The 25225-nt window shown below is 63.8% G+C and carries 20 protein-coding genes and 1 tRNA gene; 12 read left to right on the forward strand and 9 right to left on the reverse strand.

Features of this window, described 5'->3' with window-relative positions:
* Window positions 1–33 precede the first annotated feature (33 nt).
* Window positions 34–498, reverse strand: coding sequence for a DUF302 domain-containing protein (locus ACO054_RS03000; RefSeq protein ID WP_421708964.1), 465 nt, complete (start codon window positions 496–498; stop codon window positions 34–36).
* A 93-nt stretch (window positions 499–591) separates the two neighbouring features.
* Here ACO054_RS03000 and ACO054_RS03005 point away from each other — a divergent pair, with 93 nt between their 5' ends.
* The 4 genes from ACO054_RS03005 (at window position 592) to ACO054_RS03020 (ending at window position 4477) form a co-directional block, all read left to right on the forward strand.
* Entirely contained in the window at window positions 592–1845 is a 1254-nt protein-coding gene (locus tag ACO054_RS03005; RefSeq protein WP_421708965.1) for an alpha/beta hydrolase, read from the forward strand.
* Between the two features lie 79 nt (window positions 1846–1924).
* Window positions 1925–3133, forward strand: coding sequence for a tRNA 2-thiouridine(34) synthase MnmA (gene mnmA, locus ACO054_RS03010; RefSeq protein WP_421708966.1), 1209 nt, complete (start codon window positions 1925–1927; stop codon window positions 3131–3133).
* 111 nt (window positions 3134–3244) lie between these two features.
* Window positions 3245–3321: transfer RNA gene (locus ACO054_RS03015), tRNA-Met, on the forward strand.
* A gap of 469 nt (window positions 3322–3790) precedes the next feature.
* On the forward strand, window positions 3791–4477 hold the full coding sequence (locus tag ACO054_RS03020) for a hypothetical protein (protein ID WP_421708967.1): 687 nt from the start codon (window positions 3791–3793) through the stop codon (window positions 4475–4477).
* A gap of 294 nt (window positions 4478–4771) precedes the next feature.
* Here ACO054_RS03020 and ACO054_RS03025 read toward each other — a convergent pair whose 3' ends face one another.
* A complete protein-coding gene (locus ACO054_RS03025; protein ID WP_421708968.1) occupies window positions 4772–5356 on the reverse strand; it encodes a TIGR00730 family Rossman fold protein in 585 nt (194 codons plus the stop codon).
* A 224-nt stretch (window positions 5357–5580) separates the two neighbouring features.
* On the opposite strand from ACO054_RS03025, the gene ACO054_RS03030 reads away from it, so the two are divergent.
* On the forward strand, window positions 5581–6738 hold the full coding sequence (locus tag ACO054_RS03030) for a LysM peptidoglycan-binding domain-containing protein (RefSeq protein WP_421708969.1): 1158 nt from the start codon (window positions 5581–5583) through the stop codon (window positions 6736–6738).
* A gap of 41 nt (window positions 6739–6779) precedes the next feature.
* On the opposite strand, the gene ACO054_RS03035 is transcribed toward ACO054_RS03030, so the two are convergent.
* The 4 genes from ACO054_RS03035 to ACO054_RS03050 all read right to left on the reverse strand — a co-directional run bounded on the left by ACO054_RS03035 (window position 6780) and on the right by ACO054_RS03050 (window position 12538).
* Window positions 6780–7403, reverse strand: a complete 624-nt coding sequence (locus tag ACO054_RS03035) for a hypothetical protein (protein WP_421708970.1) — start codon at window positions 7401–7403, stop codon at window positions 6780–6782.
* Between the two features lie 87 nt (window positions 7404–7490).
* Window positions 7491–10709, reverse strand: coding sequence for an efflux RND transporter permease subunit (locus ACO054_RS03040; protein ID WP_421708971.1), 3219 nt, complete (start codon window positions 10707–10709; stop codon window positions 7491–7493).
* Window positions 10706–11860 (reverse strand): efflux RND transporter periplasmic adaptor subunit, encoded by a 1155-nt coding sequence (locus ACO054_RS03045; protein WP_421708972.1) that lies wholly within the window; start codon window positions 11858–11860, stop codon window positions 10706–10708. Before ACO054_RS03045 ends, ACO054_RS03040 begins: the two co-directional genes overlap by 4 nt.
* Before the next feature lie 138 nt (window positions 11861–11998).
* Entirely contained in the window at window positions 11999–12538 is a 540-nt protein-coding gene (locus ACO054_RS03050) for a PadR family transcriptional regulator (RefSeq protein WP_421708973.1), read from the reverse strand.
* Window positions 12539–12794: 256 nt separating this feature from the next.
* Between ACO054_RS03050 and ACO054_RS03055 the strand changes: the two genes are divergently transcribed.
* The 4 genes from ACO054_RS03055 (at window position 12795) to glk (ending at window position 17506) form a co-directional block, all read left to right on the forward strand.
* On the forward strand, window positions 12795–13181 hold the full coding sequence (locus ACO054_RS03055; protein WP_421708974.1) for a flagellar basal body rod protein FlgC: 387 nt from the start codon (window positions 12795–12797) through the stop codon (window positions 13179–13181).
* Between the two features lie 154 nt (window positions 13182–13335).
* A complete protein-coding gene (locus ACO054_RS03060) occupies window positions 13336–15120 on the forward strand; it encodes a glycoside hydrolase family 15 protein (protein ID WP_421708975.1) in 1785 nt (594 codons plus the stop codon).
* Window positions 15117–16553: an alpha,alpha-trehalose-phosphate synthase (UDP-forming) gene (gene otsA / locus ACO054_RS03065; RefSeq protein WP_421708976.1), complete on the forward strand. Its 1437-nt coding sequence runs from the start codon at window positions 15117–15119 to the stop codon at window positions 16551–16553. Before ACO054_RS03060 ends, otsA begins: the two co-directional genes overlap by 4 nt.
* Window positions 16550–17506, forward strand: coding sequence for a glucokinase (gene glk / locus ACO054_RS03070; RefSeq protein ID WP_421708977.1), 957 nt, complete (start codon window positions 16550–16552; stop codon window positions 17504–17506). Before otsA ends, glk begins: the two co-directional genes overlap by 4 nt.
* Before the next feature lie 29 nt (window positions 17507–17535).
* Here the strand turns inward: glk and ACO054_RS03075 are convergent, their stop codons facing one another.
* Both ACO054_RS03075 and ACO054_RS03080 read right to left on the reverse strand, forming a co-directional pair.
* Window positions 17536–20397 carry a response regulator gene (locus ACO054_RS03075; RefSeq protein WP_421708978.1) on the reverse strand — a complete coding sequence of 954 codons (2862 nt, stop codon included), beginning with the start codon at window positions 20395–20397 and terminating at the stop codon, window positions 17536–17538.
* Window positions 20398–20559: 162 nt separating this feature from the next.
* Entirely contained in the window at window positions 20560–21435 is an 876-nt protein-coding gene (locus ACO054_RS03080; protein WP_421708979.1) for a pirin family protein, read from the reverse strand.
* Between the two features lie 150 nt (window positions 21436–21585).
* On the opposite strand from ACO054_RS03080, the gene ACO054_RS03085 reads away from it, so the two are divergent.
* From ACO054_RS03085 to ACO054_RS03095, 3 genes are read left to right on the forward strand one after another with little or no spacing between them, the layout of a single operon-like run.
* Window positions 21586–22944, forward strand: coding sequence for a glutamine synthetase family protein (locus ACO054_RS03085; RefSeq protein WP_421708980.1), 1359 nt, complete (start codon window positions 21586–21588; stop codon window positions 22942–22944).
* Window positions 22945–22957: 13 nt separating this feature from the next.
* Window positions 22958–23650 carry a type 1 glutamine amidotransferase gene (locus ACO054_RS03090; protein WP_421708981.1) on the forward strand — a complete coding sequence of 231 codons (693 nt, stop codon included), beginning with the start codon at window positions 22958–22960 and terminating at the stop codon, window positions 23648–23650.
* Between the two features lie 16 nt (window positions 23651–23666).
* Complete coding sequence (locus ACO054_RS03095; protein ID WP_421708982.1) at window positions 23667–24770, forward strand: DSD1 family PLP-dependent enzyme; 1104 nt, start codon at window positions 23667–23669, stop codon at window positions 24768–24770.
* Between the two features lie 13 nt (window positions 24771–24783).
* Here the strand turns inward: ACO054_RS03095 and ACO054_RS03100 are convergent, their stop codons facing one another.
* Window positions 24784–25200, reverse strand: coding sequence for a YybH family protein (locus ACO054_RS03100; RefSeq protein WP_421708983.1), 417 nt, complete (start codon window positions 25198–25200; stop codon window positions 24784–24786).
* Between the last annotated feature and the right edge of the window lie 25 nt (window positions 25201–25225).

A 25225-nucleotide genomic window follows, 5' to 3' on the forward strand; every position in this document is an offset into this window, starting at 1 on the left:
CGGTTCAACGCGTTAACCGACTTGTGTCGTCTGTCAGTCAGCCGTGGCTTGAGCGAAGATCCCGGCGAAAATCTCGTCGAGTTCGGCGGCCAGAGCCTGTAGGTCGTCGTTGCCGTCGGCCCAGGGGGCGAAGACGGCGGAGGGGGTGCGATAGGTGAGGCTGGTTCCGCCGTCGGCTTCCTCGGTGATGTAAAAGCGGATCGGCGCCTCGATGCCGGCCGGGACGCTGGCCTCCAGCATCCGCTTGGCGAAGCGCGGGTGGTAGACGCCGACGACCATGTTGCCTGCGATGTCTTCGTCGAAGACCTTTTTGACCCCAACGGTCGCACTGGCCCGGGTGACGAGTCCCATCTCGTGGTCTTTGACGGCCTGGTCCAGGCGTTCGATCATCTCCGGGTAGCTGTGGCCGGTGGCCTCGCTGACGATACCGTCCGGCGCGGCGGCGGCGGGCGCGGACAGCAGAACCAGGACGGACAGCAGGGTCAGGAAACGGTGCATGGTGGGACTCTCCAAGGATGGTGACGGATGCCATGACGGCACGGCTGGATGGCAACCTGCCAAAGCTGCCGACTCTTCGGGAATCACAGGCCCGTGAAGTCACCGAAGGATTACCGCCCGCCCTGGCTCTGGCGCCGCCCGGTCGGGCCGCTGTGGTTGCGGCCCTGGTACGACGGTTTGGCGACCTGGAGCGTTGCGCGCCTGCATCTGCCCCTGTCCCGCGCCTGGGCTGCTGCCGAAGCCGAGGAGGGATCGGCTCTGGAGCGGCATCTGGCGGCCGATGCCGCCTGGCGGCAGGGCTTCTTCGCGCCTGAACCGCCGACGCCCGAGGAGTTGGCCGGGTTGGAGCGTGCCCGGCGCGCGGCGGCTGCGAACTGGATGGGTCGGCGGATCCGGCATCTGCCGTCGCTGGCAGGCGTCTCCGCGGCCGCCTTCGCCATCGAACCGCCGGACCGGGTCGAGGTCCGTCACGGGCAGCGCCTGGCCCGGCCGGAGACGGCCTTTCCTCTGCTCGACGCTGTGCCGGAGGAAAGCCATAGTCTCCGGCAGGCGACGGGCCTCAGCCGCTGGCTGCGCTTTGCGGCCCGCGACGGCGGCACCGCCTGGGCGCGCCTGGACCGGCCAACCTCGCCCGTAAAGGGCACCGTCATCGCACTGCACGGGATCTGTATTGAGGCAGACTTCTGGCCGCACAGTCCCGACTACAGCGACAGGGCTCTGGCAGCCGGCTGGCAGGTCCTGCGGATCGAGGCGCCCTGGCACGGCCGCCGTCGCCTGCCCGGCACCTACGGCGGGGAGCCGCTGATCGCGCGTGGGCCGGCCGGATTCCTCGAATTCTTCGAGTTGGCCGTGCCGGAACTGGCGGTCTGGACGGCCTGGGCGAAGCGGCAGGGGCCGGTCGTCTGGTCCGGCGTTTCGCTGGGGGCCCTCACGGCGCAGAAGGCGGTCGAGGTGGCGCGACACTGGCCGGAGGAAAGCCGTCCGGACGGACTGCTGCTGATCACCACGGCGGCCGACGTGACCCAGGGCACGCCGGAGGGCAGTCTGGGGCGCCTCCTGCGCCTGCGCCCTCGGCTACAGGCGGCCGGCTGGAGCGAGCCGGCCCTGGCCCGCTGGATTCCGCTGCTCAACCCCTTGGGTGGGCCGGTGCTGCCGCCGCAACGCCTGCGCCTGCTCCTGGGCTCCGCCGACCGCTTGCTGCCCTTTGCGCAGGGCGTCGCCTTGGCGCAGCGCTGGAAACTGCCGGCCGAGCGCGTGACGGTCCGTCCCCAGGGACACTTCTCTGTTTCGCTCGGCCTGCTGGCTCAGCCAGACCCGCTCTTGGACCTGCTAGGGGAGGCGGCCTAACCGTTGCCCGCAACGCGGCAACTTCGCTCCGCGTAGCGCTGCACATTGCGCCGCCGGGGATGTTCCATATATTGCGCGCATGCAAAACAGGGTTTCCCTTCCCGGCCTCGCCAAGGCCCCTCAGGACACGCGGATCGTCGTCGCCATGTCCGGCGGCGTGGATTCCTCCGTGACGGCCGCGCTGATGGCCGAGCAGGGCTATGAGGTGATCGGCGTCACCCTGCAGCTCTACGACCACGGTCAGGCGGTGGGGAAGAAGGGGGCCTGCTGCGCCGGCCAGGACATCTACGACGCGCGGCGGGTCGCCGACCGGTTGGGCATCGCCCATTACGTATTGGACTACGAGAGCCGCTTTCGCGACGCGGTGATCGACGACTTCGCCGACAGCTACCTGCGCGGCGAAACGCCGATCCCCTGTGTGCGCTGTAATCAGCGGGTCAAGTTCCGCGATCTGCTGGACACGGCCCGCGACCTCGGCGCCGACGCGCTGGCCACCGGCCACTACGTCCAGCGCTTCCAGGGACCGGACGGACCGGAGTTGCATCGGGCCGTCGATGCGGCGCGGGACCAGAGCTACTTCCTCTTTGCCACCACGGCGGAGCAGTTGGCCTTCCTGCAGTTCCCGCTGGGCGGCCTGCCCAAGGCGGAGACGCGTGCCGAGGCCGAGCGGCTGGGCCTCGCCGTGGCCGACAAGCCCGACAGCCAGGACATTTGCTTCGTGCCCACCGGCGGCTACGCCAGCGTGGTCGAGAAGCTGCGCCCCGGCGCGGCCGATCCCGGCGAGATCGTAGATCTGGCGGGCCGGGTGGTCGGGCAGCACGAGGGCGTCATCCGCTACACCATCGGTCAGCGCCGCGGCCTGGGCGTTGGCGGCACGGCCGAACCGCTCTACGTGGTGCGTCTGGAACCGGAGGCGCGGCGGGTCGTCGTCGGCCCCAAAGCTGCTCTGGCCAAGGACCGGGTGACCCTGCGGCAGCTCAACTGGCTGGCTGCGCCCCTGGAGGCAGCGGGAACCGCCGTCCAGGTCAAGCTGCGCTCCGCCCAGGCGCCGGCCGCCGCGCGGATCCTTCCGGCCGAGGGCGGCGATGGGGGCGGGCAGGGCGCGACGATCCTGCTGGACGAGCCGCAGTACGGAATCGCCCCCGGCCAGGCAGCGGTCTGCTATGCCGGCAGCCGCGTGCTCGGCGGCGGCTGGATCGCGGCCGCCGACAGCCGCCCGGACCACAGTGTCTCGGTCGCTGCCGGAGCCGAGACCGCCCTGGCCTCCGCCGCCTCCGCGAACGCTTGACAGCCGAAAGCCGCCCCCCCTATATCCACGCTCTCGCGACGGAGGAGCCCAAAGGGCTGTCCGGCGCCTCGGTCCCAGAACGCCTCGGCGTCCTCACAGGACCGACCCTATGGCGGGGTAGCTCAGCTGGTTAGAGCAGCGGAATCATAATCCGCGTGTCGGGGGTTCAAGTCCCTCCCCCGCTACCATCTCGAACCCCCATTTCCGTGCGCGGAGATGGGGGTTTGTTTTTGGGCGGCAGCCAACAGAGTCGTGAGGCGACGTATCTCCAGTGCCGGCATTCTGAAATGCTCACGCCAGAGACACTGCTCCGCCGCCGGCGGGCGGATACCTGCATTCCGGAATTGGAAGAATGGTTGCACTGTAAAGCCGGCGGCTATCGAGGCCACAACTTGGCCGCAATCAAACGGGTTGCAAGACAATAGACAATGTATTCATCAAGGCGATTCGATTAGGCCCTGGTGGGGAATGTCCAACTTGCACCAGAAACCACACTTAATCGAGTCGAGCTTGCTGAGTTCAGGGATGTATCAGTAGCGGACATTTAGCCGGTGCGATCGTTGCCCAACTCGTTTGCACTAAATGCTAGCGGTAATGCGAGGGACGCCAAACCTGCTATAGTTGTCGCTTCATCTCGATTTCAAGAGACATGAAGTTGTGACGCTATCTCCCGTATCGCAATTGTTGAACCAGTTGTTCAACATCGCTCGAGCAAAATACAGAGCAGAGCACCAAGCTTGGGTGGATCTATCGATCCGTCTCTCTGGGCAGTTCAATCTCGTCACCGCATTACCTAACATCCAGCGGGAAGGTGACCTCGACATATTACTCAGATGCCTCGAAGATGAGTTCGATCCGAACAAAGAAGCGTCTGGAATGGATTTTTCCCTCCACTACCAGATGATGTTTTCCGAAACATGGATTATTGGTTTTTATGAAATAATTCGGACGTTTCAACAACGGGACCTGGAAGCCGCTGCAGCCGGCCGGTCGCCTTCGGGGGTATGCGAATCAGACGAGTTCAAATCAGTCTTCACCGACTTCGAACTCTTGCGAATGCCCATAGCAAAATCTGAAATAGCGAAAGACAAAAAGCTAAAGCAGCCTTTGCCCATGCGCCGCGTTGGTGACGACAAAACCAAACCGATTGAGTCCTATGACCCAAAAGACCCCGGCCGATTCCATATCATGGCCACAGGAGTGTCGGCGCGTGGTTCGGCAACGTGGCTCGCATTGGACGGTCGAGACTTGCAGCAGTATTGGGTGGAACGTCGCGATCTCTCGGACCGCCTGTTAGCGTTGGTCAACTTACTGAATGCTTCTGGTGAGCCGGAGGCTAAGTAAAAAACGCTGCTACGGGGTTCCCGATGCAGGCGAGCTGACGAATGGGCAACAGAGTTTGACTGGAGCATGATCGCTTGGGGTCAGAAGCCGGCCTAGACGTGATACGCCCTAGAGGTCGCTTTGTGCCCAGAGCAGACAAGCAGGATTGAGAGCCCAAGGAAGCCTGCGGATCTTAGCAGGCAATTCTGAGTGTGTAGCTCCGCGTGTAGCGGTCCCCCGCTACCAATTCGAAACCCCCGTTTCCCTGCCGGGACACGGGGGTTTTCATTTGTCTTGAACGCTGCGCCGAGGGACTCAAAGAAACTTCGACGTCGCGCCCGTCACGGCCTCGGTTCGTTCGCCCAGGGCGTCGAAGAGCTCCGGTATGGTCTCGAACGTTTGCAGCAGGGCGGCGTGTTCCGGGCGGACCAGCTTGGCTTCGACCTGAGACTGCAGCAAGGCCAGGAAGGGCGACCAGAAGCCCTTGAGGTTGGCCAGCACGATGGGCTTCTCGTGCAGGCCGAGCTGGCGCCAGGTCATGATTTCGAAGGTCTCGTCCAGGGTGCCGAGGCCGCCGGGCAGAATGCAGAAGGCGTCGGACAGGTCGAACATGCGCATCTTGCGGATGTGCATGGACTCGACGACCTCCAGGCGCGTCACGCCGTGGTGGCCCACCTCGAAGTCGTGCAGGAAGCCGGGGATGATGCCGATCACTTCGCCGCCGGCTTCCAGGGCGCCGTCGGCGGCGGCGCCCATCAGGCCGACGCGGCCGCCGCCGTAGACCAGGCGCCAGCCACGCCGGGCGACTTCGCGGCCGAACTCTGCCGCGGCTTCGTAGAAGGCGGGATCGGCCCGGTTGGAGGAGCCGCAGTAGAGGCAGACGGTGTAGGGTTTGGTCATATCTGATCCATGCTGGTGGAGGCGAAGAGGCGGGCCGAGGACGCCGAGCGATCGCCGCCAGAGGGCCAAGTCGGACAGGCTCCAAACGTAAGCCTCCGGCCCGCCCTCGACCAGACCGGGCTGACGCTCTGCCCCAATTGCGCAAATCCCCCTATCGGGCTAGGTTTTACAGTCTTTTCCGCCGCGCCGAAAGCAGGGGCGCGGCTTGTTTCGGGGAGTTTGCGGTGACGCGCGGTCTGGTGCTCGTTGGTCTTCTGGTCGCGGCAATCGGCGCAGCGCTCTGGTTTTTGCTGCTGCAGGATCCCGAGGCCCCGACCGACGCCCAACGGGCGGAAACGGGCGCGCCGCCGGCCCGCACGGTGGAGCGGAGCCAAGAGGCCTCGCCGGCTCCAGAGACCGGCGCGCCGACGACGCAACCCCGCTCCGGTCTGGCCGGCGACTCCCGAAACGCGACCTCGCAGCCGTCGGAGACAGAATCCGCCCAAACTGGCGACCGGGAGGCCGCCTCCGAGCCGAACGACGGCGCTCCCTCCTTCGACGTGGTGCGGGTCGAGCGCGACGGCTCCAGCGTGATGGCCGGACGCGCACGCCCGAACAGCGAGGTGGTCGTCACGCGAAACGGCGAGGAGGTGGCCAGAGGCCGTGCCGACGGTCGCGGCGAGTTCGTTCTCTTGCCGGAGCAGGCTTTGCCACCTGGCGATTACGCCCTGGAGCTGGAGGCGACCACGGCCGACGGGGTGACCCAGACCGGGGACAACGTCGTGGTTCTCTCGGTTCCCGAGACCAGGGCTGCCACCGAGGCCGCTGGCAGTGCGCAGCCCGAAGGCGAGGCGGGCCCACTGGTCGTCCAGCTTCCTGCCGAAACGGCGGGCGCGGCCCGCGTCCTTCAAGTGCCCGAGGCAGCGCCGACCGAGGTGGCGGGCGGCCTCTGGCTCGAGGCGATCGACTACGACGCTGCCGGACGGCTCGTCATCTCCGGCCAGGGCCTGCCGGGCGGCCGGATCGTGGTCTACCTGGACAACGCGCTCTTGAGCGAGGCGGCGGTCGGGGAAGACGGACTTTGGCGGGTGACGCCGGGTGAGGCGGTTGCGCCCGGGCTTTACACCTTGCGGGTCGATCAACTGGATGCTGGGGGCGCGGTGACGGCGCGGGTCGAATCGCCCTTTGCCCGCGCGGCTTTCGAAAGTGCCGACCTGCCGGCCGACGAGCGCTTCGTCGTGATCCAGCCGGGTAACAACCTCTGGACCATTGCCAGCCGCACTTACGGCGCGGGGCCGCGCTACACCGTGATTTTCGAAGCCAACGCGGACCAGATCCGCGATCCCGACCTGATCTATCCCGGTCAGATCTTCGTCCTGCCGTCCCAAGACGGCGCGGGCTGAGCTGTCAGGCGGTCCTGTTTTCGGCTGAGAGGTGCGAGCGGTCAGGCTGCCGTGCTTTCCTTAGGCTGAACCTTCATGCGTTTCTTCTCGCGCATTTCCGGGCGCGGTTTCTGTCGAGCGTCGCGGGGATCGTCCGACGTCGCGACGGCGATCTGCTTGTTCAGTCTGCCGGTCATTTCAGCGATGCCGGGCAAGGCCTCGACCAGCAAGGCGGTGACAGCCGAGACGATGCTGACTGGGGTGCGCGGCTGCGGTGGCACGCTTTCCATCGCCAGCCGGATGTCCTGTTCCTTCGTTACGAAGAAGCGAATGCGCTGACTGCGCTGGCTCGCGGCGATCAACTGCCGGACAGCATGACGTCCCTTCGGCAACTCTGCGGTGAAGGGCATTTTCCCGAACTCGCCGACCAGACGCACGCTGTCGCCGGCGTTCGGGCCGACTTCGCCGGCGAAGGGCAAGCCCTTGTAAAAGAAACTGAAGGTCAGCGTACGGCCCGGCGCGCTCGGCACGACCCGGCCGTCCTCGGTGATTTCGAGGCTGCCCAGCTCAAGGGGCACCTTGGACTCGGAGGCCAGGCGAACGGCCTCATGCAGGCCTTCTTCGCCCTCTGTCTCGGTTGACTCCGTCTGGCTGGGCGGGGGCTCCGAAGAGGCGGGGGCGGCCATGCGACGCGAACTCCAAGGCTGTCTTCTCGAAGCTCAATGCTGCGCGATTAGCCCTTAAGGCTAAGTAAATATCCTGTCCTGGCCAAGTTACTCCGCCGGCCCCGTCGCCGTACCGATCCCAAGCGTTCCGGGCGTTTCGCGTGCATCTCTGTGCTTCTGCCGCCACTGCTGAACGTTGGCGCGCAGCATCAGCATGCAGGGCGTGAAGACCAGTGTCAGAAGCGTCGCAAAGCCCAGCCCGAAGACGATGGCCGTCGCCAGTTGCGACCACCACTGGGTGGAGGGCGCTCCGAGCTGCAGCACACGGTTGATGAAGTCGATGTTGAGCCCCATGACCATGGGCATCAGACCAAGAATGGTGGTGATCGTCGTCAGGAGAACCGGCCGCAGGCGCTGGGCGCCGGTTCTCAGAATGGTCTGGACCGGATCGCCACCCTCCGCCTTCAGGCGGTCGTAGGTGTCGATCAGCACGATATTGTTGTTCACCACGATCCCCGCCAGCGCGATCACGCCGATGCCGCTCATGACAATGCTGAAGGGCTGGTCGATGACCATCAGACCGATGAAGACGCCGATGGTCGACATCACCACCGCGGAGAGGATGAGGAAGGCGGAATAGAAAGAGTTGAACTGGGTGACGAGAATGACCGCCATCATGAAGAGAGCCACCGCGAAAGCCTTCGTCAGGAAGGCCTGACTCTCCTGCTGCTCTTCGTCCTCTCCCTTGAAGACGATATCGACTCCCTGGGGAAGCTGATCCTGGTTCTCGGCCAGCCAGGCTCTGATTTCCTGCACTTTGTCATCGGCTAGAACCGACTCGCCGGTGACCGGATCGACGCCGACATCGGCCTTGACCGTCATGACGCGCCGGCCGTCGACCCGATTGAGCAGCGATACCTTCGGTTCGGCGGTCTTCTGAACAAAGTTCGCGATCGGGACTAGGCCTCGGTCGGTCTGGACCCGGATCCGTTCCAATTGGTCGATGGTGCGATAGCTTTCCGGCAGGCGCAGGACGATATCGACCTCCTCGTCCGAGGTGTCGGGCCGATACTCCGCCAGCTTCATGCCGTTGGTGACCATACGCACGTAGTTGCCGATCAAGGTGACATCGGCGCCGAACTTGGCGGCTTCCGCGCGATCGACCGCGAGTTCCCATTCGATGCCCGGGATGGGGCGGCCGTCCTCGATATCGACCAAGCCTGGGGTGCTACGCAGCAGTTCGGCAAGGCGCTGTGCGGCCGGATCCAGATTCGTCGGGTCGGTTGCACTGATCTGGAGCTGGATGGGCTTGCCAACCGGCGGGCCCGTTTCCTCCTCGCGCGTTTCGACGTAGATGCCGGCGAGGTCCGCTCCACGGGAACGGATTTCGCCGAGGACTTGACGGGCCGGCGGGCGCTTGAACCAGTCGACGAACTCCAGGTTGATCACACCAATCAGGTCTTCGGGCTCGTCGTCGTCCTCTCGACCGGACGTCGCGACAGTGCGTGTATAGACCGTGTGGAAGGCGCCGGTTTCCCGCTGAATATCGAGAATCTGGGCCTCGACTTCACGTACGAGGTTGTCGCGCTCCTCTATCGAGAGGTTGCCGCGGCCATGAATCCAGACGGCGGCGTTTTCCGGTTCGACACTTGGGAAGAACTCGATGCCCCGACCGAACTGTCCGTAAACCACCTGCACTCCGACCAGCAGAAAGACGGCCAGTAAGGCGATCTTGCCCGGATGGGCCAGAGCGCTCTTCAAAACGCGCAGATAGGCACCCGTGAAGCCCTTGAGCTCGCTCAGGTCGCCGCTCTCGCCGGCGGCGATGCTCTTCACCTGATCCGGATCCGCATTGCCGCTCTTGCCGCCCAGGACCGAGCCCAGCGTCGGAACGAAAATCAGAGCCATCGCGAGGGAGGCGCTGAGCACCGCGATCAGCGTCAAGGGCATGAACTTCATGAACTCGCCGACGACGCCGGGCCAGAACAGCAAGGGCAGGAACGCGGCCAAGGTGGTTGCGGTCGAGGCGATGATCGGCCAGGCCATGCGTTTGGCAGCAAGACCGTAGGCTTGGCGTTTTTCGAAGCCCTCGGATTTCTTCCGGTCGGCGTACTCGGTGACCACGATGGCGCCGTCGACCAGCATTCCGACGGCGAGGATCAGACTGAAGAGCACCACGATATTCACGGTCAGGCCGGCGATATAGATCACCAGGATGCCGGTCAGGAAGGACCCCGGGATCGCGATGCCGACCAAAGCGCCGGAGCGCAGACCGAGGGCGGCGACCACGACGATCATCACCAGCAGGATCGCTGCTAGGACGTTGTTCTGAAGATCGCTCAGCATCGTGCGGATGTTCGAAGATTTATCCTGGCTGTAGTAGACCTGCACCTCTTCCGGCCAGTTGACGCGCTCTCCCTCCACCAGGGTGCGGACTTGCTCGATCGTCTCGATGATGTTGGAGCCGACCCGCTTGGAGATCTCCAGGGCGATGGCCGGCTGGCCGTTGATCCGGGCGAAGCCCTGGCGGTCCTCGAAGGTCGGCCGGATCGCTCCGACGTCGCGGAAGGTGACGACGGAGTCGCCGTCCGATTTGACCGGCATATTGAGGATGTCGTCGATGGTTTCGAACAGGCCCGGCACCTTGACGGCGAAGCGGCCCGCGCCGGTATCCATCGACCCGGCCGCCACCAGCCGGTTGGAGCGGTTGACGAGGTCGAGGACGTAGGCGGCGTCCAAGCCGTACTGCTCCAGTCTCTGGGGGTCGACGATCAGCTCGACCTGCTCGTCCCGGTCGCCGGCGATGTCCGCCTCCAGCACGCTGGGGATCGTTTCGATGTCGTCCTGCAGTTCACGGGCGAGGCGCAGCAGCGTGCGCTCCGGGACATTGCCGGACAGCGAGACGACCAGGACCGGGAAGAGGCTGAGATTGACCTCATGCACCGTCGGCTCGTCGGTCTCGTCCGGCAGCTCCGGCTTCGCCAGATCGACCTTCGCGCGGACGTCGTCCATCGCGAGATCGGGGTCGAAACCGGCCTCGAACTCCATCACCACGCTGGCACCGCCTTCGTAGGAGAATGACCGGAGTTCCTTGATCCCTTCGATGGACTGGAGTTCCTGCTCCATTGGTTTCACGAGCAGGCGTTCGGCATCCTCCGGGCTGATGCCGTCGTGGTGGAGGGCGACGTAGATAATCGGAATGTTGACGTCGGGCTCCGCCTCTTTCGGGATCGCGTTGTAGGCATAGGTGCCCGCGACCAGCAGCAGGAGCAGACAGGCGAGCACCGTGCGCGCGTGGTCGAGCGCGGCGTCGATGATCGCCTTCATCTCTCGGTCTCCGCCGCCCGTTCGGCCGTCAAAGGACTGGCCGAGCGGTCGAAGTCGGGATCTGGAACCCCCACCACCGTTTCACCGTCCTTGACGAACTCCTGGCCGACCGTGATCAGCGTCACCTCGTCCGGCAGTCCGGTCACGAAAAGGCCTTCGGAGGTGTCCTCGACGATCGTGACGGGCACGAAGCGAACCATGCCGGTTTCGGGGTCGTCGTCGTTGTTCTCCACCACAGTCCGCAAACCGAGAACGCCCTCGTCGCTCAGCGTGAGAATGGCCGGCGTGATCTGATGTGCCATGATCCGTTCGACCGGCAGGCGCATGATGGCCGTCATGCCGGCCGGGACCTCTCCGTCCGGGTTGTCCACCTCCAGTTCGATCCGGAAGGTACGGGTCTGCGAATTCGCCTCCGAGGCAACGAAGCGGATTCGGCCCCAGATCTCCTGACCGGTTGCCAGCACTGCAGAGCCCGGCTCCCCGACGCGCAGGTGCCGGACGTCGCGTTCGTTCGCCGGTGCGATGACGAGCACCGGATCAAGATCGACGACGCGGGCGAGGGAATCTCCCGTATCGACATAGGCGCCGAGATCCATGGTTCGGTCGTCAAGCACGCCTTCGAAGGGAGCCACGATTCGCAGATCCTGAAGCGCGACTTCTGCCGCCTCGACCGAGGCCTGTGCGGCATCCAGTCTGGCCCGCGACTCGGCAAGCTGCGTTTCGGCCCGGAAGCCGCGCTCGTTCAGCTTCCGGGCAGCTTCGAACTCGATCTGACGTTGCCGCAGCAGGGCCTGTGCCTCGTCCAGTCGCGCCTGGCGATCGCGCGCGTCGATCCGCGCGATCAACTCGCCGGCCTCGACCCTCTCGCCCTTTTCGACCAGCAGTTCCTCGATCTGGCCAAAGGTCTCGGCCTTTACGTCGACCGCACGCACGGCCTCGGTATGACCGGTCAGGCTCAACTCAATCAGCCGCGGCGCAGCCGAACTCTCGGCAACGCGGACGCGTGTCGTTTCGCGCAGCGCATCCAGATCCACCGGCGGCTTGGTGACTTCCGGCTCGCGGCGATCCTCGCCCAGGCTACCCGAAGCGACCCAGGCGGTCACGCCAACGGCCAGCAGTGCGGCGATCAGGTAAGAGCGGTTCAGGCGCATGCGGTTCCGTGATCTTTCATTTTGTTCGTCACCTGTAAGGTCCCTGGTCGACCTTTCAGTTCGCTTGCTACTGTTACGTCACTTTGCGGCCGAACGTTCATCCCGACGAGGGCCCTGACCTATTCCCTTCGTGGCGGTTCATCCGGTCTTGGCGATGACCGGCGCGGTTTCGCCCTTCATCCGGTCCCGATTACCACGTAGCCAGTTGGCCGCGAACTCGTAGTAAGCCAGCCCGAAGTCGTGCACGAAGCGTTGCGCGGGAGAGACCCCGTCGAGATCGTCGGCACGCATCGCCTCGGCTTCTTTTTCCAGATCGGCGATGCGGGCTTCCATGATCCTCATCACATGCTCTCGCGGCACCAGATCCGCCAAGAAGAGGGTCAGCAGAAAGTCCGAGCGGAAGCGGTCCGGTGCAGGCGGGCGCGACAGGGCTGTCGTCAGGTGCTCCAGCCCTCTCGGTGTCAGGCTGTAGACCTTCTTGTCGGGGCGTTTGTCCTGAGACAAGGCGTTCCCCGTTACCAAGCCGTTTTCGGCCAGCCACGTCAGAGCCGGATAGATCGCGCCGAAGCTGATGTCCTGAAAGTGGCTCAGCGGCGAGGCCTCAAGCGTTTTCTTGATTTCGTAGCCGCTTGCGGGGTTGGCCTGCAAAACGGCCAGGCAGAGGGTTTTCGTATCCAAGCTTCACCTCACTCTCAAGCCAATATATCAGTCCGATATATATCAATCCAGAATAATTCCTCATGGGGGCGTGCTGGTCATGCAGCCGCATTAGGCCGTCTCGGCGATCTGCTTCGACTCGACCTTTCGCTGCCGACACGAGGATTTTCGCCGATCGCGGCCTCGAAATGCGGTTCGGCTAAATACTGCTAAAAGGCAAGTATTTGACGGGGCGCCAATGTCTTCCCATCTCATGGGGTGGAAAGGATGCAGTCTCATGAACGCAGCCATTTCAACCGCTGTTTCCGGAGTTCAGGTTCAGAGCAAGCGTTTTGCCGCTTCGGCGCACAACGTGGCCAATATGACCGTGGTGGTTCCGGGCGATGCTTTGGATCGGCAAAGTGGACCGGTCAGCGTTGAGCCGGTCTCTGCCGCCACCGGTGGTGTTCGCGGTCAGACCCGGTTTCTGACACCCGCTTACGTGCCCGCCTACGATCCCGACAGTCCCGCGGCCGCCAGCGACGGCTCGGTCGGTCGCGCCAATGTGTCCCTCGACCAGGAAACGGTCCGGCAGATCGAGGCGCAACGCGCCTACGAGGCCAATCTCGCGGTCTTCAAGGTCGGGGATGCAATGCTGGGCGCATTGCTCGATCAGAACTCCTAGGCGCCTCCACTCAGCCCGGCGCCTACCGGAATTCATTCGCTCGCGTATAGCTGCGCGCCGCGCTAGGCGGACGAGTCTCCCAAACGGTTGGTGCTAAGCCTTCAGCCGTCTATTGTCCTGGGCAAGTCGTCTACTCCCTGCCCAGGTCTTTTGCATGCCCTCTCTCGATCTCGCTTTGATCGGCAACAGCAGTTTTGCCGCACTGGTCGATCGCCAGGCGCGTATCGTTTGGAGCTGTCTGCCGCGCTTCGACAGCGATCCTGTCTTCTGCAGCCTGCTGGGCAACAGCGACGGCGCGCCGGACACCGGCTTCTGGCAGATCGAGCTGGAGGGTTTGAGTCGCTGCGAACAGCGCTATCGGGGCAATACGGCGGTATTGGTCACCGAATTGCACGACGACGCCGGCAACGCGGTCGAGGTGGTCGATTTCGCACCTCGCTTCCGACATTACGGCCGGATGTATCGACCCATGCAGTTGGTCCGGCAGATTCGACCGCTCAGCGGAACGCCTCGGATCCGGGTGCGTCTGCGGCCCGCTCAGGACTACGGTGCCGGCCGGCCGACGACGACCCGCGGCAGCAACCATCTGCGTTTCGTAACGCCGGACCTGACGTTGCGGCTTACCACCGACGCACCCGTCTCTTACGTCGCCGACGAAGTGCCCTTCGTTCTGGAGACGTCTCTGACCTTCATACTCGGGCCGGACGAAAGCCTGACGCAGTCGGTGGGGGCGATCGCCCGCGAGTTCGCCGAAACCACCGAAGCCTACTGGAACGATTGGGTCAGGGGGCTCTCGATCCCTTTCGAATGGCAGGAAGCAGTCATCCGAGCTGCGATTACCTTGAAGCTCTGCGCCTACGAGGAGACAGGCGCCCTAATCGCCGCTGTGACCACCTCCATCCCCGAAGCCGCCGGTACCGAGCGAAATTGGGACTACCGCTTCTGCTGGTTGCGTGACTCCTACTATGTCGTGCAGGCGCTCAACCGTTTGGGCGCGACTCGAACCATGGAGAGCTACCTCTTCTACATCACCAACCTGGTCGCCGGCTGGGATGGCGGCGACCTGCAGCCTGTCTTCGGTATCGCTCAGGAGGAACGCCTGGACGAGCGTATCGTCGACCATCTGCCCGGCTACCGTGGCATGGGGCCCGTGCGTGTCGGCAATCATGCCTATACCCAGATTCAGAACGACGGCTACGGCAGCGTGATCCTGGCAACCACCCAGGTCTTCTTCGACCAGCGCATCGCCCACCCGGACACCGAAAGCATGTTCACGCGGCTCGAACGCGTCGGCGAACGAGGTGTTGCGCTGTGGGATCAGCCGGATGCCGGATTGTGGGAACTGCGCAACAGCAAGGCCGTGCACACCTACTCCAGCGTCCTTTGCTGGGCCGGCTGCGATCGCTTGGCGCGGATCGCGAGTCATCTCGGAAAGCTCGAGCGTTCACGTTACTGGGCCGAGCAGGCCGAACGCATTCGCGAGGGAACCATCGCTCAAGCCTGGAACGAGGAGCTCAACAGTTTCACCCAGTCCTTCGGCGGCAGCGATCCGGACGCGTCTCTGCTGCTGATGCCCTCGTTGGGTTTCATTGCGGCCGACGACCCCCGCTTCATCGGTACACTTGCCTTCGTCGAGAAAGAGTTGCGGCGTGGCAACCACCTGTTCCGCTATGCCAAGGACGAATTCGGCGTTCCGGACAACTCCTTCAATATCTGTACCTTCTGGTATATCGACGCACTCGCTCAAGTGGGGCGTAGCGAGGAGGCCCGCGCGCTCTTCGAGGAAATGTTGATGTGCCGCAATGCGGCCGGACTGCTGTCGGAGGACCTTGATCCGGAAACAAAAGAGCTCTGGGGCAATTTCCCACAGACCTATTCGATGGTGGGCTTGATCAATTCGGCAATGCGCCTCAGCCGATCATGGGAGGATGCTTTTTGACCCTCGCGGCACACAGCGAGTCGAGTGAGACAACGCGAACGCCGGCTGCGACAAAGCGGCGACTGGTCGTCGTATCGAACCGTGTTGCCGTTCCTCGGCCGGGACGTACGGGGGGAGAAGGCGGTCTCGCCGTAGGGGTCAAGGCCGCGCTCGAGGAAAGTGGCGGTATGTGGTTCGGCTGGTCGGGCAAGACGGTCGACTACGAGCAGGGCGAGCCTGAGGCCGCCAGTCTGTCGAAGGCCGGGCAGATCGCCTATGCGACCATCGATCTGAGCCAGCGTGACTACGACGAGTACTATAACGGCTTCGCCAACCGCTCGATCTGGCCTCTGTTCCACTACAGATTGGACCTGGCCGATTTCAATCGCCGTTATCTGGCCGGATATCAGAGGGTCAACGCGCTCTTCGCCAGACGGCTGGCTCCCTTGCTCCGCGACGACGATCTTCTATGGATTCACGACTACCATCTGATTCCCATGGCCGATCAACTTCGCCACATGGGCTGTCAGCAGACCATGGGTTTCTTCCTGCACATCCCCTGGCCTTCGACGGAGGTGCTGCTGGCGCTCCCCAACCAGCGTGCGCTCGTACAGTCCCTTTGCGCCTACGACCTGGTTGGCTTCCAGACCGAAGAGTATCGCAAGGCCTTTCTCGATTACTGCCGGCGCGAATTGGGCGCCACGATCCTACCCGACGGCACGGTCGAGGCCTTCGGTCGTCATGTGCGGACCGGGACGTTCCCGATCTCAATCGATACCGAGCCTCTTGCGAAAGCTGCTGAAGAGGCGTCGGAGTCACGCCAGATCCGGCGTCTCAGGGACTCCGTCCGTAATCGGGATCTGGTCATCGGCGTCGACCGTCTCGACTACTCCAAGGGGCTGCTGGTCCGTGTACAGGCCTACGAGCATCTGCTCCGGGCCTATCCGGCGAACCGTGGCAGAGTTGTCATGCTGCAGATCGCACCGCCGTCGCGGATGGAGGTGCCGGAGTACAAGCAGCTTCGAAATGAGATGGAGGGCGCCTGCGGACGTCTGAACGGTGCCTTCGCCGAGTTCGATTGGACACCGGTGCGCTACCTCAACAAAGGTTTCAGCCGCCGGATGCTGGCTGGCTTCTATCGCACGGCGCGCGTCGGCCTTGTCACCCCGTTGCGTGACGGGATGAACCTGGTCGCCAAGGAGTACGTCGCCTCGCAGGATCCGGCGGACCCCGGGGTGCTGGTCTTGTCACGGTTTGCCGGCGCGGCGCACGAACTGGATGGCGCCTTGATCGTGAATCCCTACGATCTCGAAGCGACGGCGGAAGCCATGCAGACGGCGCTGTCGCTCGATCTGGAGGAGAGGCGGGAGCGCTACCGGACGATGTTCGAGCGCCTGCGCATCCATGATATCGATCGCTGGCGCGAAGACTATCTCTCAGCCCTGGCCGCATGAACGAACCTCCGGCCGTTTTGATCGGCGACATCGGCGGGACCAATGCCCGTTTCGCCTTGGTTCGCAAGTCGGGCCTGGAGACTTTGGCGCGTCTCTCCGTGGCCGATTTTTCGGACCCGGCGACGGCTTTGAAAGAGATTTTGTCAGAGGTAAATGTACCGGTCCGCGTGGCACTGCTTGCCGTGGCTGGACCGGTGCAGAGGTCTGGCACCGAGAAGGCGGGCGCCGAGCTGACGAACGCGGGCTGGAAGTTCGATGCGAAACCGCTCGCGGAGACCCTCGGGTTGGAGAAGGTACTCCTGCTGAACGACTTCGCAGCCCAGGCGCTGGCACTGCCGCAGCTTACCGCTGAAGATCTGGTCTCCCTGGGCGGTCCGACGGAGGCGGACCCGGAGGCGCCACGTGCCGTGCTCGGACCTGGTACCGGCCTCGGCATCGCCGCGCTCTTGCCGGACGACATACCGCTCGTCGGTGAGGGCGGTCATGCCACGCTTGCGGCAACGACTGATGAGGAGGCCGACCTTCTGGCGGACCTGCGACGACTCTACGGACACGTTTCGGCCGAGCGGGTACTTTGCGGTGACGGGCTCGTTACGCTTTACCGGACGCTGGGCGGAAACCACGCGGTCACTGCCGCGGATGTGACGGCCGCTGTCCGCCAACAGGATCCCGTCGCGATCGAGGCTCTGAAATTCTTCTTTGGATTCCTGGGAACAGTTGCCGGCAACGTCGCGCTGACCTTCGGCGCACGCGGTGGCATCTATCTCACCGGGGGTATCCTGCCGCGCTTGGTGTCGGAAGTGAGCGACGCCGGGCTCTATGAGAGGTTCGTCTCAAAGGGACGTTTTCGCATTTATCTGGAGGGGATTCCCTTGCGTCTCGTCATTCATTCGAATCCAGCCTTGCTCGGTTTGGCGCGGCAAGCACGACGTTTGAATCTGGTCTCATTCTAAGATAAGACTGCGAAGCTGCTCTAGGCTCGTCAGTTTCTCTGTTTGTCTAGGGCCTGACTTGTCGACGAGCGGCCTCTTCTCTGTGTCGCTCGGGCCGGATCCTGATGCGCCTCGGCGGCACGCTTGTTGAGCAATCGATCGAGGATTTCGATCAGTGCGTCGGGAGCGATGGGCTTACGCAGAAATGCCGAAGCGCCGGCTGCGCGCGCGCCTTCAGCATCGAGAACTTCGCTGTAGCCCGTGCAAAGAACAACCGGGAGATCCGGCCGACGCTCGTGAAGGCGCGCCATCAACTCGACGCCCGTCATTCTCGGCATTGTCTGATCGCTGATCACTGCGTCGATCTGATGAAGTTCCAGCAACTCCAATGCAGTCCGGCCGCTTTCGGCTGTGATCGCTTCGAAGCCACGGCGCACCAGTGCCGTCGCCAGCATCGCGCGCACGCCTTCTTCGTCGTCGACAACCAGAATAGACCGCCGTTCGGAGCGTCCGGACTGTTTGACGACAGGCTGGGGCGCTGCGGTTCGGGTCGCGGCAGGCAAGAAGATGCGGAATACCGTACCCTCTCCAAGCCGGCTTTCGACGGCGATGGCCCCGCCATGGCTGGCAACAAGGCCATGTACGGCCGCGAGACCCAGACCGGTCCCGCGCCCGCGCTTCTTCGTCGTATAGAAGGGCTCGAACATTGTCTGCATCACCTTTGGGGGGATGCCACAACCGCTGTCTTCGACGCGAATCTCAAAAAGATCCTGTCCGATCGGGAGACGCCCGAGCCAAAGACGCGCCGTCCCGTCCGGGGCTCTTTCTAGAAGCTGATCTTGCGCGGCGACCGTATCCGGGAAGCTCGGCCAGGCCGGTCGGCCGCGTCCGAGCGTCAGTATGATCTTTCCCTGGTCGTCCCCGACCGCGTCGCGTGCATTCACTGCCAGGTTCATCAAAACCTGTATTATCTGGGAGCGATCGCCCTGAACGTTCGCTCGCTTCGTCTGTCCCAGATCGACGGTAAGCTCGATCGCGGGAGGCAAAGTCGAGCGTAGGAGCTGTTCGGTCTCACGTATCGCGCTATGCAGGGGTACCGTCTTGCTGGTGCGCTCTCCGGCCCGTCCGAAGGCGAGAATCTGGCCGATCAGATCCTGAGCCCGCTTGCCGGCGTCGACAACCGCTTCGGCAAAGCGACGCTGTTCGCTACCGTCGGGCAGGTCCTCGACCAGAAACCCGGCATAGCCCAGCATCGATGCCAGAATGTTGTTGAAGTCATGCGCGATGCCGCCAGCCAGCCGGCCGAGCGACTCCATCTTCTGCGACTGAAAGAGCTGCTGCTGCAGACGCGTTCGTTCCGCTTCCGCCGCCTTGCGTTCGCTGATGTCTCGCGTAACACCGAGCAGACCGCCGGTGGCCAAGCGGCTCAAGGAGATTTCGAGAAAGGCTGTCGCACCGTTCAAGGTCCGGGCCATGGCTTCACCGCGCCAGCTTCCCTCTGCTTCCACCTTGGGGAGGACTTGCTCGGTGAGAAATGCGATCTGCTGTGGTTCGAAGTGGACCTGCCAGGGTTTGCCGACGAAGTCTCTCGGCTCGCCGTCGAAAGTGCGGGCGTGGGCCGCGTTCATATAGACGAAGTTGCCGTCCCGATCGGTAATGGCGATCCCGTCGTTGGCCGCTTCGATGGCCGTGGCCCGTTCGTTCAACTGCGCTTCGACTTCCTTGAGATAGGTGATGTCGGTTCGAACGCTGACGAGATTGCCGCTGGCTGTCTGCTGCTCGCTCACCAGGAAGACACGGCCGTCCTTCAGGGGCTGTTCCCAGGTATGGATCTCACGCTCCCGGACCTGCCGCACGCGCCAGTCCACCCACTTGTCGATACTTTCGTCGAACTGGGCACCTTCCTGCTCGGCGAAAGCGCGCGCCAGATCTCGAAAAGGGACGCCGGACTGCAGCAGGTGAGCGACCGGCGGATAGAGTTCGCCGTAGCGACGATTGGCCAGGACGATTCGGTCTTCCTTGTCGACCAGCAGGAATCCCTCGTCCAGACTGTCGATGGCCTCGCGCAGGATCCACTCGGCCTCGCTCGCTCGTCGTTGTGCGAGCGCCAGTTCGCGCGCATGCTGCTCGCTTTCCTGTCGCGCTCGCTCGCTCTCGCCGAGACGCCGCTCGGCGACGCGCCGTCGATGCACGTCGGTTGCGGAGACGACAAAGGCGCGCTCGCCCGTGACGGGATCGTGCGCCGGACGCAGCCTGAGGGCGAACCAGCGTTCGCCGAGCCTAGAGCGCAGCAGCACTTCATCGTCGAAGATGGCGCCTCCGGCCACCCAAGCCATAGCGCGCGTTCCCGCCGAGCTCTCGGCAAAGAGTTCCTGCAGTGAAAGACTGCCATCCTCTCGGATCGTCAAGAGAGCTTCGGCCGCGGGATTTGCCGCGATCAGGTCTCCATCGCCGCCGAACATCGCGACGGCGGCTCCGGCATGTCGGAAGGCCTCCAGCGACCTTGAAACGCCCTCGAAGGGAGCTGAGTCGATACGGACAGCCTCGACCAGCATTGCAAGCCGGCCGTCCCCCAGCTTGACGGGGGAGATCAGACAGCGGGCCCTGACCGGTCCGGAAGCTGGATAGAAGGTCCACTCCTCCTCAGTCAGCTCTTCGCCCGCGCCCAGGCGTCGTCGATAGCCGTCCAGGCGCCTTTGGGTCGCCGGCGATATATCCGAGAAATCGGCTGCCAGCAGTTCGTCTCGATCGGAGCGGCCCCAGAGATCGGCGGCCGCACTGTTGGCTTCGACGATTCGCCAAGTTTCGAAATCGAAGACCCAGACCGGGCGCCTGAAGTATTCAAGCCGGAGCTCGGAAGTCGAGAGGATCATCTTCGAAACGCCATGCCGCGCGGCCGGCTCGACCGACATCACTAGCCTCTACCAAGACGCAGTATCTGCCAAGAACTCTCCGACAGTTGTCGGAGCCGCAGCGCTTTCTCCGGTCTTCCAGCCGATTGACGAAGGCCGCATGCATTTATCTTAACAACTGAGACTAGCGTGGTGATGCACTGCTTCAAGCGGTTTCGATGCTTACTCGGGCAGGGGGATGAACTCGGTTTCACCTGGGACCGGATCGAAATGTTGATTTCGCCAGTCGGCCTTTGCCTGCTCGATCATCTCGGGTTCGCTGGCCACGAAGTTCCACCATATGTGGCGTTGGCCCTCCAGAGAGTCTCCGCCGAGCAACAACGCTTGCGTGGCGCCCGCTGCCCTCAGCGTAACCCTGCTGCCGGGGGTGAGGACCTGAAGGTGGCCGACGGGGCAAGGGGTATCGTTGATCTCCAGTTCGCCCGAGACGGGATAAACCCCGCGTTCCTTGTACTCAGGTGGGACCTCCAGCGTCGCTCCAGCGGCCATCTCGATCGCGACGTAGAGCGTCGGCGAGAAGACGGCGACGGGCGAGACCAGGCCGAAGGCCTCTCCGGCGATGACCCGCAGGACGACCCCGTCCTGCGAGGCTTGAGGGAGGCGGTCGGCCGGATGATGAATGAAAGCCGGCTCGTGTTTTTCCTGCGCGCGCGGTAAGGCGATCCAGGTCTGTATACCGTGCAGCCGCTGTCCGTTTCGCCGCGCGTCATCGGGGGTCCGTTCGGAATGGGCGATGCCGCGTCCTGCCGTCATCCAGTTGACGGCCCCCGGTTGGATGGTCTGCACCGACCCAAGACTGTCGCGATGAAGGATCTCACCCTCGAACAGGTAGGTAACCGTCGCCAATCCGATGTGGGGGTGCGGCCGCACGTCCAGCCCCTGACCGGGCGCAAAGTTCGCCGGTCCCATCTCGTCGAAGAAGACGAAGGGGCCAACCAACCGCCGCTTGGCGAAGGGCAAGACGCGACGCACCATGAAGCCGTCGCCGAGGTCGCGTTCGCGCCCCGGAATCTCGATCTCGCGCCAGTCGTCGGTCATATCAAGCTCCGTTTGCCTCTTCTCTTCGCAGCCCCCCTCTTTCGACCGAGTACTGTTATGCATTTTCCAGGACTTGCCGCAGGGACGGGCAGCTATGCTTTACTCTGCACCACTCTGGATACGAAAGGAATGACAAGGGGGATGTCGGGCATGATGACTTTCGAAGCGCTGCAGACTGCCGTCGATGCAGGGGAGATTGATACGGTCGTCATGGCCATGCCGGATCAGTTCGGCCGATTGGTCGGAAAGCGCTTCCACGCGGTCTACTTCGTCGAGCAGGCCTATGAGGAAACTCATGCCTGTGACTACCTGCTGGCCAACGACATCGATATGGAGCCGGTACCGGGCTACGCCGCGACCAACTGGGAGAAGGGCTATGGCGATTTCGTTCTGAAGCCCGACATGAAGACCTTGCGCCGGCTACCCTGGCTGGAGGGCACGGCGCTGGTTCTCTGCGACGTCACCGACCACCACGGCGAGCCCGTGCCGCACGCGCCGCGCAGCATCCTGAAACGCCAGATCGAACGTCTGACGGCCCAGGATCGGCGGGCCTACTGCGCCAGCGAACTGGAGTTCTATCTCTTCGACGAAAGCTACGCCTCGGCCGACGCCAAGCGGTTTCACGACCTTTCGGCTGCGGGCAGCTATATCGAGGACTACCACATCTTTCAGACGACCAAGGAAGAGCCGGTCATGCGGGCGATCCGCAACGGCCTGCAGGGCGCCGGCATCCCGGTCGAGAACACCAAGGGCGAGTGGGGCCCCGGCCAGGCCGAAGTCAATGTGCGTTATGCCGACGCGCTGGAGATGGCCGACCGTCACGTGATCCTGAAGAACGGCATCAAGGAGATCGCCCACCTGGCCGGTAAGTCCGTGACCTTCATGGCGAAGTGGAATTACGAGCAGGCCGGCAACTCCTGCCATATCCACACCAGCGTTTGGGACGGGGCCGGCTCGACGCCCCTGTTCTACGATGCGGATGCGCCGCAGAGCATGTCGCCGCTGATGCGGGCCTTCGTCGCCGGGCAGCTGACGCATGCCGAGGAGATCACCTACTTCCTGGCGCCTTTCATCAACTCCTACAAGCGCTTTCAGGTCGGCACCTTCGCGCCGACCAAGGCCATCTGGAGCCTTGATAACCGTACGGCAGGCTTCCGGTTGGTCGGTGACGGAACCAAGAACGTGCGGATCGAGTGCCGGATCGGTGGCGCCGACCTGAACCCCTACCTCGCCTTTGCCGCCCTTTTGGCGGCCGGGATGGAGGGTATGGAAGGCGGCCTTGAGCTGCCGCCGCCTTTCGCTGGCGACGCCTATCAAGGCGCGGAGTTACGCGACGTGCCGAAGACGCTGCGGGCCGCGACCGAGGCTCTGGACCGCTCCGAGTTGCTGCGTCGGGCCTTCGGCGACGCCGTGGTGGAGCACTACCTGGTGACGGCACGATGGGAGCAGTTCGAGTACGACCGCCGGATCACAGATTGGGAGCTGAAGCGCGGGTTCGAGAGAGGCTGAGGACGTCAGACCGATGAAGCGCATCGCCATCGTCGAGTGCGGCCCAGTGCCCGAGCCTTTGGTCACGACTCACGGCAGTTACCCTAAGATCTTCGCGGACCTGTTGCAGCCGCTGGCCGGTACCGCTCTTTCCTTCGAGACCGTGTCACCGATCGCCGGCGATGAGGTGGAGGAGCTACGCGATTTCGACGGCCTGCTGTTCACAGGCTCGCGCTACGGCGTCTACGACGACCTGCCCTGGATGCGTCCTTTGATGGAGGAGATCCGGGCGATGGCGGCGCGCGACCGTCCGCAGGTCGGCATTTGCTTCGGTCACCAGATCGTCGCCGCCGCGCTGGGCGGGGAGGTTCGTAAGGCGGAGGTCGGCTGGGGAGCCGGTGTGCAGACCTACACCTTGGAGGAGCACCACGCGCCCAGCGAGGAGGTGCCGGTGTTCCATCAGGACCAGGTGGTAAGATCGCCGGAGGGTGCGCGCCGGCTGGCGGGCAATGCCTTCTGTCCCAACGGCGGCTTCGCCTACGAAGCGCCGATCCTGACGTACCAGTTCCATCCGGAATTTTCCCATCGCTATCTGGCCGATCTGATCGACTATTGCGAAGGTACGCGTCTCACGGTCGCCGAAGCGGCCGCCGCGCGGGCGTCCCTCGCACGTCATCGCCAGCCAACCGAGATCCTGAAGCGTATCGTCGTTCATCTCTCCAGCTAGGATCGCGAAAGAGGTCATGCAGCCACCGCCCGCCACTCCAGGCGATCCGCTAGATCAGGTCGATACGCCGGCTCTGCTGGTCGATCTCGACGCCTTCGAGCGCAACTTGGATCGCATGACCGCCGAGACTACGGCGCGCGGTCTGCGCCTCCGTCCGCACGCCAAGACTCATAAGTCGGCCGATGTCGCCAAGGCACAGATCGCGCGGGGTGCCGTTGGTCTCTGCTGCCAGAAGGTCTCGGAGGCAGAGGCGCTTGCCGACGGCGGCGTTACGGATCTGCTGGTCAGCAACCAGGTGGCGGGCAGCCGTAAGCTGGAACGTCTGGCGCAGCTTGCACGGCGCGTGAGACTGGGAGTTTGCGTCGACGACGCCGGCAACGCGGCGAAAATCGCACAGGCGGCGGCGGCGGTCGGCGCGGAGATCGACGTCTTGATCGAGATTGATGTCGGAGCCGGCCGCTGCGGACTGCGCGACCCTGAGGCCGTCGTGCCGCTTGCGCAGCAGATCGCCGCCGCGCCCTCTCTCCGTTTCGCCGGACTACAGGCCTACAACGGAACGGCGCAGCACCTCCGAACGCTCGAGCAGCGCCGAGCAGCGATCTCCGTTGCCGCCGAGACCGTACGGCGCGCGACCAACGCACTTTCGGCGGCGGGTCTCAGTTGCGACACGGTCGGCGGCGCCGGCACGGGGACCTACGCATTGGAGATGGCCGAGGGTCTCTGGACCGAGCTGCAGCCCGGCTCCTACTGCTTCATGGATGCCGACTACGCCGCCAACGGGACGCCGCCCAGCTACGAGCAGAGTCTCACCGTGCTCACTACGATCATGAGCGCGCCGGAACCCGGTTTTGCCGTCTGCGATGCTGGCCACAAGGCCTGTGCCATCGATTCCGGCCTGCCTCGTCTCGCGAGCCACCCGTCCGTCGCGCTGATCGGCGCCTCGGATGAGCATGGAAATATTGCGCTGCCGTCTGGTTTAGCGGTTTCGGTCGGCGACCGCCTGCATTTGATCCCCGGTCACATCGATCCGACGGTGAACCTGCACGACTGGTATGTCTGCCATCGCGGCGGCACCGTCGAAGCCGTCTGGCCGGTCACGGCGCGGGGCGCGATATTCTGAGTTGCAGGCGTACTCATGCTTCGCTTCGGCTCGGCGTTGAGCGAGCGGTTGCCGTGATCTGTCCCGTCGGACAGTCTATTGCATAGCGCCACCGTCCATCAGGCTGACGTCTCAGAATCTCAAGACTGCATCCAGTAAGATGCATGGGCTCTCCACTTGCGGTCACCGTCTCTAATTGCCAGGCAGCGCTTGAGACTGCAGTGTCTCCGGCGACGATGGCAAAGCGTGGCGCGGATGTCATTCTACCGCCTGCGGTCAGGAGTTCGGCCAAGGCAGAACGGATGGCCGCGACGCCGTCATGCCTTTTTCCTGCCTCGTCTAGCAGTACGGCATGTGGCTCGTAGAGCCCGGTCATGGTATTCAAGTCCCTTGTATTAAAGGCATCTGCGAGCGTCGGACTCAGATCCTCGGGTCGGGTCACACCAGTCATCGTCGATCTCCTGTCTTGCTGTCGT

Origin of the sequence: Algihabitans sp. (assembly GCF_965226985.1) — a bacterium.
Taxonomy (GTDB): Bacteria; Pseudomonadota; Alphaproteobacteria; order Kiloniellales; family DSM-21159; genus Algihabitans.